This is a genomic window from Desulfamplus magnetovallimortis, from assembly GCF_900170035.1.
In the GTDB taxonomy this organism is placed as follows: domain Bacteria; phylum Desulfobacterota; class Desulfobacteria; order Desulfobacterales; family Desulfobacteraceae; genus Desulfamplus; species Desulfamplus magnetovallimortis.
This window is the reverse complement of the sequence record NZ_LT828550.1, coordinates 175677-189985: the sequence shown is the minus strand read 5'-3', so window position 1 is coordinate 189985 and position 14309 is coordinate 175677. Positions and strand designations below refer to the sequence as shown.

General features: G+C 38.3%; 9 protein-coding genes and 1 tRNA gene. 7 read left to right on the top strand and 3 right to left on the bottom strand.

Annotated features, from left to right (window positions below; all coding sequences use genetic code 11):
- Positions 1-649: 649 nt before the first annotated feature.
- The 3 genes from MTBBW1_RS17840 (at position 650) to MTBBW1_RS17830 (ending at position 3252) form a co-directional block, all read left to right on the top strand.
- Positions 650-1954, top strand: coding sequence for an ArsB/NhaD family transporter (locus MTBBW1_RS17840; protein WP_080805495.1), 1305 nt, complete (start codon positions 650-652; stop codon positions 1952-1954).
- Entirely contained in the window at positions 1951-2838 is an 888-nt protein-coding gene (locus MTBBW1_RS17835; RefSeq protein ID WP_186441449.1) for an IF-2B domain-containing protein, read from the top strand. The genes MTBBW1_RS17840 and MTBBW1_RS17835 overlap by 4 nt, the downstream gene beginning before the upstream one ends.
- Positions 2839-3175: 337 nt before the next feature.
- Positions 3176-3252 (top strand) — tRNA-Pro (locus tag MTBBW1_RS17830).
- Between the two features lie 137 nt (positions 3253-3389).
- Here the strand turns inward: MTBBW1_RS17830 and MTBBW1_RS17825 are convergent.
- On the bottom strand, positions 3390-3959 hold the full coding sequence (locus MTBBW1_RS17825) for a Uma2 family endonuclease (protein ID WP_080805492.1): 570 nt from the start codon (positions 3957-3959) through the stop codon (positions 3390-3392).
- Positions 3960-4705: 746 nt separating this feature from the next.
- Here MTBBW1_RS17825 and MTBBW1_RS17820 point away from each other — a divergent pair.
- The 4 genes from MTBBW1_RS17820 to MTBBW1_RS17805 all read left to right on the top strand — a co-directional run bounded on the left by MTBBW1_RS17820 (position 4706) and on the right by MTBBW1_RS17805 (position 11312).
- The gene (locus MTBBW1_RS17820; RefSeq protein WP_139786807.1) at positions 4706-5941 is read left to right on the top strand and encodes an MFS transporter; all 1236 of its coding nucleotides are present in this window, start codon (positions 4706-4708) and stop codon (positions 5939-5941) included.
- 865 nt (positions 5942-6806) lie between these two features.
- Positions 6807-7319: a phosphate-starvation-inducible PsiE family protein gene (locus MTBBW1_RS17815; RefSeq protein ID WP_080805488.1), complete on the top strand. Its 513-nt coding sequence runs from the start codon at positions 6807-6809 to the stop codon at positions 7317-7319.
- Positions 7320-8031: 712 nt separating this feature from the next.
- Complete coding sequence (locus MTBBW1_RS17810) at positions 8032-10734, top strand: UPF0182 family protein (protein WP_186441448.1); 2703 nt, start codon at positions 8032-8034, stop codon at positions 10732-10734.
- Positions 10735-10838: 104 nt separating this feature from the next.
- Positions 10839-11312: a tellurite resistance TerB family protein gene (locus MTBBW1_RS17805; RefSeq protein WP_080805484.1), complete on the top strand. Its 474-nt coding sequence runs from the start codon at positions 10839-10841 to the stop codon at positions 11310-11312.
- 382 nt (positions 11313-11694) lie between these two features.
- On the opposite strand, the gene MTBBW1_RS17800 is transcribed toward MTBBW1_RS17805, so the two are convergent.
- Together MTBBW1_RS17800 and MTBBW1_RS17795 are read right to left on the bottom strand one after the other, a co-directional pair.
- Positions 11695-12921, bottom strand: coding sequence for a multiheme c-type cytochrome (locus MTBBW1_RS17800; RefSeq protein ID WP_281255655.1), 1227 nt, complete (start codon positions 12919-12921; stop codon positions 11695-11697).
- Between the two features lie 26 nt (positions 12922-12947).
- Positions 12948-13685: a superoxide dismutase gene (locus tag MTBBW1_RS17795; protein WP_222424101.1), complete on the bottom strand. Its 738-nt coding sequence runs from the start codon at positions 13683-13685 to the stop codon at positions 12948-12950.
- Between the last annotated feature and the right edge of the window lie 624 nt (positions 13686-14309).

Below are 14309 nucleotides of genomic sequence, written 5' to 3'. Positions count from 1 at the left end.
AAAATGATAGTCATTTTCACGGTAAAGAATAAGGAATGAACATTCATTAACTACGGGTTTTATACTCTGGATAGTTATTAAAGTCTCGTTCCTAAGCGCTTAAAAACGGACATGCTGATCTGGCAAAATAAAAGTGGTAAGTGAAAATCATCCCCATTTTTATTGATTTGGTGTAATGGAAATCAAGGCATAAAAAGTTTAACCCTTGACTGCAAAAACGGATTATTATATGTCATTCCTCTAAAATTGAGTATGGTCAACAGAACAGGCAACAATAATTTGCATGGTATCTTTCTGTAAAGAATTCGAATGAACTAAAGAATTACCATAGAGACAATTTAATGTTGCCTTTCCGTTAAAGGGAATCATAAATTGCTTATTATAACTAATGCTACACCCTCCATTACCGAACAAAGGGAGCATTATAAGGTAAAAACCTGATGCATAAAATGAATTCCCTGATTAATTACCCTTTCACACTTTTCTGATAAAAGATTAGGCAACCTTCATGACCCCATAAAACTAATTTGCACTTTTTTGGGGTAAACACCCTGACAAAGGTAGTTTACTTTAAGAAAGTGTAAAGTAATCATGAAGCATGTCAAAGATTAATACCGGAAAACTGTGAAATTTTCTAAAAGGAAATATCATGGAAGGTGCGTTATTGCCAATTATTGTTTTTGTGGTGGTCTATGCCGCAATAACATTTGAACTGGTAAACAAAGCAGTCTCCGCACTGCTCGGCGTGATGGTGCTGCTGATGGTTCACGTAATTGATGAACATACGGCAGCAGAACTTATAGACTTTGAGACCATCATGCTGCTGCTGGGAATGATGTCCATTGTGGCTGTCTTGAGAAAATCGGGCTTTTTCACAATAATATCAGTTAAAATAGCAGAAAAGACAAAGGGAAACCCCCTTAAAATTCTGATTCTATTTTCAGTTGTGACAGCAGTTCTCTCCGCTTTTCTCGACAACGTAACAACAGTATTGATCATTATCCCTATCATAATTGAGTTGACCCGTGGAATGGGCCTGGATCCCAAAATTTATGTAATAAGCCAGGCTGTGATATCAAATGTTGGTGGAACAGCCACATTGATAGGTGATCCTCCAAATATCATCATTGGCTCAAAAGTTGGACTGACATTCAATCAGTTCATAGGCAATCTGATCATCCCTGTCACCATCTCTTTTTTTGTAACCCTTTTATTTCTATGGACAGTCAACAGAGAGAAATTCAAACCAATCAAAAATAACCTTGCAAAACTTTTTACAGTTCAGCTCCTGCTGGAAAAAATTCGTATGGAGTTTCTGAACACAAGGATAGACAAAAAACTTCTCACTAAATCGCTTGTATGTCTTGGCCTTACAATTCTTCTTTTTGTTACCCAGACCATAACCAAGCTCTCCCCTGGTGTTGTTGCACTTTTTATGGCCATGTTCCTTTTCACCATATCCAATGTGGACGTGGAACACATGCTTGAAGAAGTTGAGTGGAGTACACTGCTTTTCTTTGCAGGTCTGTTCATTCTGGTTGGTGTGCTTGAGCATAAAGGCGTAATTGAATGGATTGCACACCATGTTTTCCTGAAAATTGGTGGAAACCCTTATGTTATGGTTTTGGCCGTCCTCTGGGTTTCTGGTATTGCATCAGGCTTTCTTGACAACATCCCTTTCACCATTACCATGATTCCAATTGTCAGATTAATGCTTGAAGCAACACCTGTACCCAACAACATCCTATGGTGGGCACTTGCACTTGGAGCATGCTTTGGTGGTAATCTTACAATGATTGGTGCATCCGCAAACATCGTTTCCGTTGGTATGGCAAAGCAGGCAGGAGTTCACATAAGTTTTCTTGAATTCATGAAGGCCAGTGCGCTTATCACACTGCTTACATTAATTGTCGCATCTATTTTTCTTTGTCTCTACTTATGGGTATCGCTATGAATGATAAAAACAAAAGCAACATGTATAAACTGCTACGGGATATTGGTGACGTCCAGGGAATAGCCAGAACAACAATCCTTGCCCTTGAAAGTTTCATTAAATCCATTCACGAACTTGAATGTTCACAGGATGAAGTACAGGAGCTTTACCTTGAATTGGCTGATGCCATAAAGAACTCCCAACCTAAAATCATCCCACTTATCCATCTGATTGAGCGTTTTGAAAAAGAAATGCGCCATCTTATGAAAAATAACCCATCCATTGATGAGATAAGGGAAAAAGCTGAGGCAAGTCTCAGAGAACAGATTGATCTCTTTAAAGGTAAAGCTGCACAAGTTACAGAGAATGGACTAAAATATGTCAGCAACGGAGATAGAATAATTGTACACTCTGCAAGCTCCGTTGTTACTAATATTTTGATAAGAGCAAAAAAAGACCTCAAGCTACTTTTCAGGGTCATAATCCTTGACCACAACAAAGAGCGAACACGTCAGTTGATTCAGGCATTCTCAGAACACGACATTGAGTATCAGGTCACACGTGCATATGATATCAGCCACTACATAGAAACTGCTAACAAAATGTTTCTTGGGGCTTTAACAATAACATCTGACAGAAAAATTGTTGCTCCCACTGGAACGGCTGGAACCGTAAGCATGTGTCATCTGCATAACATCAAAGTTCATCTTTTTGCCAACACGCTTCACTATTCCCACGGAAAGGCAACTGACCAGTATATCTATGAAGAAGAGTCAAGCAGTGCTTCCTCAAACATTCATTTTCCAGTCACGACACATTCCCACGATGTAATCAATCTTGATATTATTGATCACATTGTTAACGAGAACGGAGAGCTTGAAAAACAAGCAGTGTCAGAAGAATGATTCATAACACCTGAGCATGCCAGGAAAACAAGATTATTAGGCATTTTTCCTATCAACTTAAAAAGTAGTTTACACTTGTGGGGAAATATTGAACCCTGATTAAAGGATTTAAGGATAACATGATTTAAAAATCAGGTTAATCCATTAATCATGAAAATAATAATCCACAAAAAGTGTAAACCGACAAATGAAACACGCCGATTATTATGATTATTTTTCCATAATAACGCCAAAATCTGGTACCTCTCATATGAATCAAAAAATGAAGGTTTAAAGTCAAAAAAACCTGCTTGACACCTGCGGATGACTTTGATATAAATGTTTTGTTTTAGAGAAACGGGGCGTGGCGCAGTCTGGTAGCGCACTTGTCTGGGGGACAAGTGGCCGCTGGTTCAAATCCAGTCGCTCCGACCAATAAAATCAAGGGTTTACAGTGATTTGCTGTAAACCCTTTTTTCTTTCTTTTTTCTTTGGGGACACTTGGGGACAATCACCTATTAAAAAACTATTTAAACCCATAACCTTAAGAAATGATTTTTAATACACTGCCTTTAAATCAAAAGATTAACCCTGTGATAAATCTCTGATAAGGGCAATTCACATTTGATTGACTCAAGTTTTAATATCTGCCCAAAATTATTGTATTCTCTATAATTCCACGTATTATCATTGTTTCGCCTGAATCTCTCTACAAAGCATTCATATTGAGATACCAACACATATTCTTTGAAGGATAATATAGAGCGATAATCTCTAAACTTACCATTTCTATCAAAAAGCTCTGTTGAATCTGAAAGAATTTCAATAATAACAATGGGATTAAGAAGAGATGAATCATCAAACTTTACATCATCACATGAAACTGAAATATCAGGATAATAATATTTTTGATCGTTCACTTTAACCCTTTGATCGCTGGGGAAAACATCACAATAAGAATTGACCAACTGCCTTTTTAATATCCAAATGAAGTTACTTTGAATTCTGTTATGATCTGGCTTTGCACCTGTCATAGCGAATATTTCACCATTGTAGAATTCATGTTTAGTTTCAGATTCTTTTTCAAACAGAAGATATTCTTCAGGTGTCATTTTACTTTGCATCTGTGGATGTGCATTCATTTCGTCTTTGCCTCCTTTAGGTCAATCAGGTTTGAATTTTTGGGCTTAAGGATATCATCAGCTTTATTGACTACATCCCTTAAAACCTGATCTTTAAAATGTGCATATCTTTCTGTAGTGCTTCTTCACTTTATAGTTGTCGGGTAGAAATGCCACCTCACCCCAGGCTCTCTCCATGAATGGAGAGGGAGAATTATAGCATTAGACCTCCCCCTCCATTAATGGAGAGAGGGGAGAGTAATTGACAAGTTATTCAGACTTCGTTCCTTAGCTACGGTTTCCATTATATTTCCAACTATTTGACAAGATGCCCCCATTTAAAAACATCGTCAAGTATGTGGCTGATATTTTTTAGGCATCCTTCATATCATAGAGAAAATACTTTACGCTTTCCGGAACAGTATCCCCGAAAAACGGGTATTTTGTTCAGGAAAGTGTAAACTGGGAAATGAAAGATGCCATTATTTAAAGCGAAAGAAGCATTTTCGACATTTTACAGGAGCACCATACTGCCCACTTTCCACAAAGATTCAAACTCTGTCAATGCTATATTATCTTAAATCGACAGTTTTAGCAGGGGAATAGAACTTGTGTTCGGGGGTAGCTGAATGCCGGCCGTGATCGTTTATCATGCCTGAAATGTTTATCGGTGAAGATCATTAACAAATTTAAGGAGAAAGAAATGACACCCGACCTCTTACAAAAAAAAGAAAAAATTTGCATGGTACTTTTTTGGTATCGTATCTTTGTCCTACCTTATGGTCTATTTTCATAGGGTGGCCCCGGCAGTCGTTTCAGATCTGCTTATGTCAGAGTTCAATTTAAGCGGTGCTGTTCTGGGCAACTTGGCTGCAACTTATTTTTACGTATACACATTGATGCAATTACCAGCAGGGGTTTTGGCAGATGGCGTCGGTGCCAAAAAAACCATTTTCTGGGGTATGACGATTTCCGGTGTCGGATCACTTATTTTTGCCGCCTCATCTATTTTGAGCTTTGCCTTTATTGGGCGGATTCTCATTGGGTTAGGCGTATCTGTCATCTTCGTTTCTATGCTGAAAATCGTAACAGAATGGTTTCCTGCAAAACAGTTTGGTACCATGTCCGGCACGGCTCTTTTTATAGGGAATTCAGGTGCCGTCCTTGCCGCAACCCCTTTGGCCTATTTGGTATCGTTATGGGGATGGCGTATTTCTTTTTCCTTGGTGGGCGGTGTTGGGATCTTTGCCGGAATTCTGACCCTGCTTCTGGTTAAGGATCGACCATCGGAGCTAAATTTACCTTCTCCTAACGAGACGTTAAACCCATCGGCTGGAATGGGAGTTAAGGATGTCATTCATGGATTGGGAACGGTGATGAAAAATCCCAGCTCTTGGCCTCCGTTTGCTGTGTTTTTCGGTATTTACGGGTCACTGATGGCATTCCAAGGGGTATGGGGGCTTCCTTTTCTGGTGCAACAATACGGTATGGAACGGTTTGAGGCCTCTTCAAATTTGTTGATCATTGCAGTGGGCTTGGTGATCGGATGTCCGGTGATCGGTTATATTTCCGACCGAATCGGAAAACGCAAACTACCTTTATTGGCATCTTCACTTATGTATGCTCTATGCTGGATCGTCATGCTCACATGGCCAGGGGGGAAACCAGCCCCTTTTGTTCTTCCTTTTCTTCTGTTTGCCATGGGTTTTTTTGCATCAGGATTCATTCTTCTTTGGGGTTGTGCAAAGGATGTCAACCCAATTGAATTGTCCGGTTGCGCCATCGGGCTTGCCAATATGGGAGGATTCTTTGGAGCAGCCATAGTTCAGCCCCTGTTTGGATGGGCTCTGGATAAAAAATGGATGGGACTTGTTGAAGAAGGGGTTCGGATTTATCCCTTGGAGGCATGGCGATTTGCTTTTCTTTTGGCACTCGTTATCCTTATCTCCACCACTCTTATCGGAATTTTCATAAAAGAGCCCAAACAAGATAAATGTGTATAAAAAAGAGAAGTTAAGCAAAAAAATACCGCATGGAACGTTGAATATCTACCTCCTGTCTATGCCAAAAGGTCTTTTTAACCTGATTTGTTAAGGTGAATACTGACTCGCTTCAATAAAATTAGCAATTTGGTCGGTAATACCATTAATAAAAAGTGTTTTTTTTGTTCTCAAATTTCTGTTTCCAACTCCTCGTACATATTTTACCCACAAATCACCTCGACAAGCTACGACACAACTATCAAAAACTTAAAAGCAAGTATAGCATATTGAATTGTTTTCTATGTTTAATAACAATACCTTAATCCGTGGCACCATTTTTGATGTATACTGAAATTATTAAGAAAACTTGATTTTAGCTTTCACCTCGCAGGTGAAGTAACAAATAGATTTTTTTCAATGATTTCAGACCCAATCAAATTTTGTGCCACGGATTAAGGAATACTTAATAGTCGTAAGCTCTCAAATTTGCCATAACATATTTTAGTAAATATTCGGAGTATTCCGTTTATCATACAGGATATTGAGATATGCTTATCTTTTTGTTGTATGTGAACACAAGATATTGTTTAGTATTGCAGAGGCACCGAATATTTACATATTTTATCCCCAATTCCCTTTTCAATACTATGGTTAGTAGCCACTGCGAGAACTTATGACTGACTAGCACAATATGAAAGTTGTGCAATAAAGAGTTTTTGGCATTCCATAACAGCCTGCCAAGACCATTTTCACATTGGTTTGACAAAACGCTCTTTTGTAAGCTATCATATCAGAATAAACGACCATGGCTGTAAATCAGCCCCCCGAATATAAAAAGTTGTATCCATTTTCATGGAAAAATACAATTAAGATTAGGAGCAAAACAATGAATGAGTGTGAGATTAAAGATGAACCGCTAATACAAAAACTTCACGCTATAATCAGATTTTTCGTAAGGATTCTGGCTGTGATCATGACCGCTGTGATTATATGGGGTGTGGTTGATGTTTGCTGGGTGTTATATATAAAACTGATGACACCTCCCACATTTCTGTTAACAATCAGTGATATCCTTGCCACTTTCGGGGCGTTCATGGCGGTTCTTATAGCCATTGAGATATTTGTGAATATTTGTGTCTATCTGAGAGAGGATGTCATTCATGTTCAGATTGTCATGGCAACCGCACTGATGGCCATTGCCAGGAAGATCATTATTTTGGATTTCAGCAAAATAGGAGCAGAGTATGTCTGGGGAATGGCTGCTGTAGTATTGGCAATGAGTCTGGGATATTTTTTGGTATTAAGATCACCCCTGAATACAGTTGAAAATCCAAGCCATATTTTTTTATTTGACAAGAGTCAAGGTGAAAAAGTGGAAAATGAAGATATGAGCAGATAGATTCTGGAACAAAGAAATGCCGTGCAAGCCTTAGATTCATATTTCTGATTTTCGTGTTCTTTTGGCAAGAGAATCAGAAAAACTCTTTGGATCTGGCATGTCCAGGTTAGAATAAAAAAAATAAGCTCTTCCCTCACTTCTAAGTAACTACAATCAAACTACTAAAAAGTTACTTTCAAGAATGAGCGTTGGCAAGTCCAGCGTGCCGTGCTAACAAATTGTACAAAAATGAAAGGCAAGGGCAATTTATTCATTCTTCTTTCTACCAACATACAGAGTCGGTTTCAGAAAAAAACTCTTAAAAACAAAATGTATTGAACCTGGGGCAAAGTTAATGTAAGATTATCGAACTATACTCATAAAAGTGCTCTATATGAGAAAGTGATTTCTTGCACACAAAAGTATAAAAAGAAACTAAGATTTATCTTTCGATAACTTTACTTATTCTGTTATTGTTAGTTGATATCGTCATATGATCAATACTCTCATCAGACCTACAGTAAGCAGAAAATGATTTTATAAGAAAGTCCCCGTGATTCAAGGCTTCTCAGGACTTTCATGCTTCGTTGTGGTAGATGTGTCTGCCATGTATGTTATAGAATTGCAAATATGAGATACAGAAAAACGTTAAAATTGAATGTTAACAATATGTTTTTATGCTAAAGAAGAAGTTCCTATTACTGAACCACATACAAATTTAAGAGATAAAGACATGGAAAAAAAGAAAAGAATAAAAAAGTGGATGCCTTTCATAATCGGATCAATTTTGGCACTTGGTCTTCTAATCGCTATTGCAAATTTTTTGTTCGTAGAATTTTTCGTGGATATGTGGTGGTTTCAAACCCAAGGGATGACTACATATTACCTCCAGAGAATTTTCTATCCATATCTTGTTTTTATTTTTTTTACGACCATTTTTTTCGGAGCCTTTTATGTCAACTTCAGGATTGCTTCCCGGATTGTAGGCTCGCCAGACAAATCGGTTGTTGTTGAAGACAAACCCTGGATAAAGTATATAAACTACGCATTGCGAGACATGAGCCTGATTCTTTCCCTTGTATTGGCTTTGATTATTGCCATACCAATTTTTAGAAATTGGGAAAGTGCTTTATTTTTTATCTTTGGAAGCAGTGGCAATGTGGTAGATCCATTTTTTGGAAAGAAAATTGGTTTTTACCTTTTTTCCCTCCCTATTTATCATTTGGTACAACAAGAAGTTCTCATAGCCCTTATTCTAATGCTTGCAGGAATCCGCTTTGTTTACTGGTACGAGCAAATTACGACACCCATTGAATACCGTGTGAATCCCAAAAAAGCACTTTGGCATACCAGTGTTTTAATAATATTTATTTTCTTAGTTTTGTGCTGGGGATTTATTATGGAGCGTTATGACCTTCTATATGAAACCGCGAATCTCCCAGTTTTCAAAGGACCTGGCTATGTAGAAATGAATGTTATACTTCCCTTTATATGGCTTACAGTGATTTCCCTGTTTTTAACGGGGATTTTTCTGGTACTCAAAATTAACGGAATCGTGGGATGGAAAATGCCAATTATATTTTTCTCGATTTTTGTAATTACATTTCTCGGGAAAAATGTTGAGACCTTTGGAGATGCGGTTAGAAAATATGTCGTGACGCCAAACCAAATAGTAAGAGATCGGGACTACATCCAGGCAAGTGTGGAATCCACTCTTGCAGCCTATGGACTTGACAAAGTTGAAACCAGGGATTTTGAGATGGGTTCGGATGTTGTCTTTGACGCAGATGATCCGGATATTTTGCGCCGCCTGCGTAATATTCCCGTTTGGGACAAGGAGATACTTAGCGGTGTATTCGAAGAACTTCAAGGAATACGGACATATTACTCTTTTCCAAGTATTGACGTGGATCGTTATCTGGTGGGGGAGGATTATCGACAGGTCTATCTCGGGGCCAGGGAAATAAACAATTCAAAATTGCCCGAAGTTGCTCAAAACTGGATCAATGTTCATCTTCAATACACTCACGGTCAGGGGGTGGCGATGATCCCGGCTGCCCAGGCTGGTGACGAATTCATGACGTGGTTTATCAAAGATATCCCCCCACAATCAAAGTTTGGATTATCCAGTACTCAAACCAATATTTACTATGGTCTGGAGAAGGATAAGCCCTTCGCAATAGTTCCAAATGCTGTGGGAGAAATAGGTTCTCCTATCGGAGATAGTGAAAACATTGTCCATTACAGTGGAAAAGGAGGGGTTGCAGTCAATTCTCTCTGGCGAAAATTCCTAATGGCGACCTATTTCAAGGATCGTGACATTTTCTTCACCACCAAAACCACCAATCAGAGCAAAATACTGTTTCGGAGAAATATCATAGAACGAATCCAGTATATTACCCCTTTCCTTAAACTTGACCTGGATCCTTATATTGTACATACGCCAGACGGACTCTTCTGGATACAGGATGCTTATACGACAGCATCCAATTACCCCATGGCATTGACATATGAGGGCGAGGAATTTAACTACATTCGCAATTCAGTTAAAATTGTTGTTGATGCCTATAATGGAGATGTATCTTATTATGTAGCGGATTCCAATGATCCCATCATCAATGCGTACCGCAGAATGTTTCCTGGTATGTTCAATTCCTTGTCCGAAATGCCAGAATCCTTGAAGCAGCATATTCGTTATCCACGCGATATTTTTACCATTCAAATGTCAATTTATGCAAACTATCATCAGACAGATCCAGAGAGATTTTTCAGGCAGGAGGACCTCTGGATGTTCTCCAAAATCTCTATAGGAAAAGAATTTTTCCCAGCTACCCCTTATTACTTGACATTGGATCTGCTTGAACCGGGCAAAGATGAATTTCTGTTGTTTCTTCCACTATCCCCATTTGGCCGGGATAATCTGCGAGCTTTGATGGTTGCTGGGAATGACCTTGATAGTTACGGAAAGATTTATGCTTACCGTTTTCCAAGGAATCGACAGGTATATGGACCGGCTCAGGTTCACTCGTTGGTAAATCAGGATGTTGTGATTTCAGAGCAGTTTTCATTGTGGGATCAGAAAGGTTCCGAGTTGGTATTGGGTAATATGATCGTTGAACCCACAGGAGGAGCCCCACTCTATATCCAGCCGGTTTATCTTCAAGAAGAAGGACCATTGAAAATCCCACAAATAAAGCGATTGATAATGTCTTTGGATGATGCGGTTGTTATGGCGCCTAGCCTCGAAGAAGCAGCGGTAAAATTGGAACAGGAATTGCGTCGTAAATTCAATCGCCGGGAGATTCAGGTCCCGGTAACACCGCCCATCCAAATTCAACAAAAACCGGCAGATGAAGTCAAAGTACCTACACCTGCGGAGAATGAAGAAGATGATATCCAAGAAGACAACTCGCCGAATGCCGAAGAAGCTGGCTGATGATCTGTTTTCATGGTGAATGTGGATAAGGAGATGGAACTTCCCGCTGGAGTCTGCCATTAAGCTTTTAAGCCGTTAAAAAATTGCATGTCACGGAGGTTGGAATGATTAAAACTATTGGAGAAATGATAAATCAAACAAAACAATATTTTGAACTCGGTATGGACAAACTCTCGGATTTACTGATCGAAGAAGATGTCGCTCGTGCTTCAATGGTTTTGGCTGCATGGGTTTCAGCAGCTGATGGGAGCATCACCGAAAGTGAAGTATCAGAGACGATAAAATTTATAAAAGAAACTGACTTCTTTGAAGAGAAAGATCATAAAACGCTCATTAAAGAGTATCGGAAATGGTGCGAAGCTTTTATTAATGATTCTGAAGATGCTCTTCTTTACGCATTCGCAGAAATTGCGCCTCTGGCACATAAACCTGAGGCTGTTAATGCTGTTCTTCTGGCATATAGAATTGCAAAATCTGATAATGAGATTTCTGAAAGTGAGTTAAAAATTATAACAAAAGCATGTATTATGTTAGGTGTTAAATGTTACGGTGAATCGGAGTGTGTCTTGAGAGAATAAAATGAAAGATGCTCACAAGCGTATTACTTTTATCACAATATGCGTTGGTATTGATAATTCCTAAGAAAATGCTTTTTATGCTGCCATTAGTGACAGATGAGTTTGGCGAGGGCAAGAAAAGGCTTTAGAATGAGAACTATAGCTTTCCAGATAAGTATTTTATTTTTTGGTCAAATTTTTTATTTAAATAACAGATAGTTAGACTTTTTCATTGCAAATTTAATTATCTGGAATACTATAAAACAACCACCGACTTTCAGTTGGTGGTTGTTTACCATGGGAATAGATACAAATTTGTTATCCTGAACGGGTAGGGTGGCTGACTTCCAGCCATTATCGTTTAGTTAATCAATAACGTCCTTGAATCAGCAAAGACATTGTTTTAAATTTTGACTTTTGCTTCAGCCATTTTGATTATCGGAAGTTTATGTTTACCTTTCCCATTGATGGTATCAATCATTTTTTGAGGAGCGCTTCGATAATAAAGAGATACTTTAATCTCAGCTCCCTTTAAATCTATTGATGGTAATTTAAATGTTTCAATCAATGATTGTTTTGGAGGTATTCGTTTGTCTTTTAGTATTTCACGGGCTTTGGCAACATTATGAACAGGATTACCATTGCCATCACCGAAGACGGTATTATAAATTATCGTATCTTCATTTAAATAATCATTTTTATCCCTCAACCCAGAGGTAAACACTTTTCCACCATATTTATTCTGCACCACAACCTCAAGCCACATCTGGCGGATATCAGTAAGACCTGTAGGTAAATAATGGCCAGCACCAGTATTTCGAACCTCTACGACCAATTTGTTTTGATCTAATTGTTTTTCATCAATAGATAAAGCAGCTGAGTGTTGCAGTCGTGACACAGCCATTTCTGCTTTTTCTAAATCTCCATTAAGCTCCGGAAGGTAGGCATTGGCTCCAACAAAATAGTGTGTAAATATATGGTCTCTTTCCGGACCATCATCAGATGCCACTCCCGGATTTTTGGGTCTTTCAGTACTTCCAGTTGCTGGAATGTCTGGTCGCTGATACATATGACATCCCTGACAGGTAATGCGCTTATTCAAATCATCGGAGTAATAAGGGCTGTTTTTCCATTCTGTATAGGTAGTTTCCAAATCGGTTTTAAATACCACATGCTTTACATTATGGCACGTGCCGCAAATTTCAGACTGTGTGTGAAATTCCGAATAGGCAACTTCGTGATAATCTGATTCTGAGTCCTTAAATGGACCTCGTTTAACGCCGGGATCCTCCTCACCGTTTCCAGGTTCAATTTGAAGTCCATTATTGTAGATTTTTTCGGCTGTAGTTGCTGAATGACAGTAATCGCATTGAATACCTTTTTGGGCTAATTTGGGAATTCTTGTTCTGTCATCTGAAGTTTTGGCTGGATATCCGGTAATAAATCCAACGGGAGTATGACATTTTACACAAGATTCAGCTTCCTTAATTTCATCCGGATCTTTTAAGCCTTTGCGTAAGTAATCAGAAGTACTTTTATAGATCAAGTCTTTATGAGAGAAATGGTGCAGTGAGTTTTCCCACTGCATGTAAATATCCGAGTGGCATTCCCCACACGTTTCTGGATCTATAAATTGACCGATTTGGCAAATCGAGCTTATGCTCTTTTGTTCATCTTTTTTTTTAATGTTCCCTCTTCGTTAGAAACCAGTTGTTCCTGAACAAAAGCCCAGTTTACAAGGTTATCAAGTACAGATTCCACAAATTCCTTCCGTCTGTTCTGGTAATCCAGGTAATAGGCATGCTCCCAGACGTCCAATACAAGTAAGGGTTTTATCCCATGGGCTACAGGCGTGTCTGCATTGCCTGTCGTGAGGATTGCCAGCCTGTCATTTTCTTTGACAAGCCATACCCAACCGCTGCCAAACTGAGAGGTTGCCGCAGATACAAACTGTTCTCTAAAAGCTGCTACATTTCCAAACGATTCATTGATAAGGTCACGAAGTTTTCCAGCAGGGATGTTTCCACTGTTAGGCTTGAGGCATTGCCAGTAAAAAGAATGATTCCATGCCTGGGCAAGTGCATTAAATAAAGACTTATAATTTTCGTTCCCATTTATTTCTTGCAACAAGGCAATCGGGGAAGTTATGGTGAGGCCTTTTTCTTTCAAAATCTGATTGGTTTTTGCTACATAACCTGCATGGTGCTTATAATAATGAAGAAGCATGGCTTTTTTTGAAATTATGGGTTCAAGCGCATCCAAGGCATAAGGCAATTTCATTTGTGAATACAAATTGTCCTCTTCTCCAGCGCAGTTGGGCAAAAAAAGGCAAATCACTATCATCATAAGCAATGATGCGCCTTTAACAATCTTTTTTCTCACATGGTTATTCATTATCAAAATAAAACCTCCCATTCGTTCATGTAACGCGTTTTAATGTGATTACCGTAAAAATGTCGTTTCACTTCATTTTTCAATACAATTTAGCTAAAACATGATTACTCAAAATCGACATCTTATTGCTTTTTCAGAAGTTATTGCATTTGTCTGAATCAGGATAACCAGGATAGATAGGATGTTCAAGATAGATAATCCTGCCTTATCATGTTAATCTTGGGAATCCTGATTCAGACAATGTTAACAAGGCTTACAAGATCATAGGTGTCAACTTTGAGTGATTAATATATGACTCTGTTAATTAAGTCCAATTTCGAGAAATACAACCACAATATAATGGTTTTTAAACGCTATTTAATACTTTATATTGTGGTGCATTTAAATAAAAAAGCATTAAATCAACAGGCTCATATATTAAATGCTCAACTTTTGGAGTTTACAAACGCCCAAAGGATATTGAACTTAATAGTTTGAAATAACTAATCAACATATTGCGTAGCTCTATCTTTTTGGCATATATTGATTTGTGCAAAAAAATAATAATATCAAATAGAAATGGCTGACATGTAACATATCAAGATTGATATCTAAAAACAAGATGAGATTTGCATTCCTGGTAAA

Coding starts and splice junctions, on each gene's coding strand:
- MTBBW1_RS17840 (WP_080805495.1), top strand. CDS start 650: ATGGAAGGTGCGTTATTGCCAATTATTGTTTTTGTGGTGGTCTATGCC.
- MTBBW1_RS17835 (WP_186441449.1), top strand. CDS start 1,951: ATGAATGATAAAAACAAAAGCAACATGTATAAACTGCTACGGGATATT.
- MTBBW1_RS17825 (WP_080805492.1), bottom strand. CDS start 3,959: ATGAATGCACATCCACAGATGCAAAGTAAAATGACACCTGAAGAATAT.
- MTBBW1_RS17815 (WP_080805488.1), top strand. CDS start 6,807: ATGAATGAGTGTGAGATTAAAGATGAACCGCTAATACAAAAACTTCAC.
- MTBBW1_RS17810 (WP_186441448.1), top strand. CDS start 8,032: ATGGAAAAAAAGAAAAGAATAAAAAAGTGGATGCCTTTCATAATCGGA.
- MTBBW1_RS17805 (WP_080805484.1), top strand. CDS start 10,839: ATGATTAAAACTATTGGAGAAATGATAAATCAAACAAAACAATATTTT.
- MTBBW1_RS17795 (WP_222424101.1), bottom strand. CDS start 13,685: ATGAATAACCATGTGAGAAAAAAGATTGTTAAAGGCGCATCATTGCTT.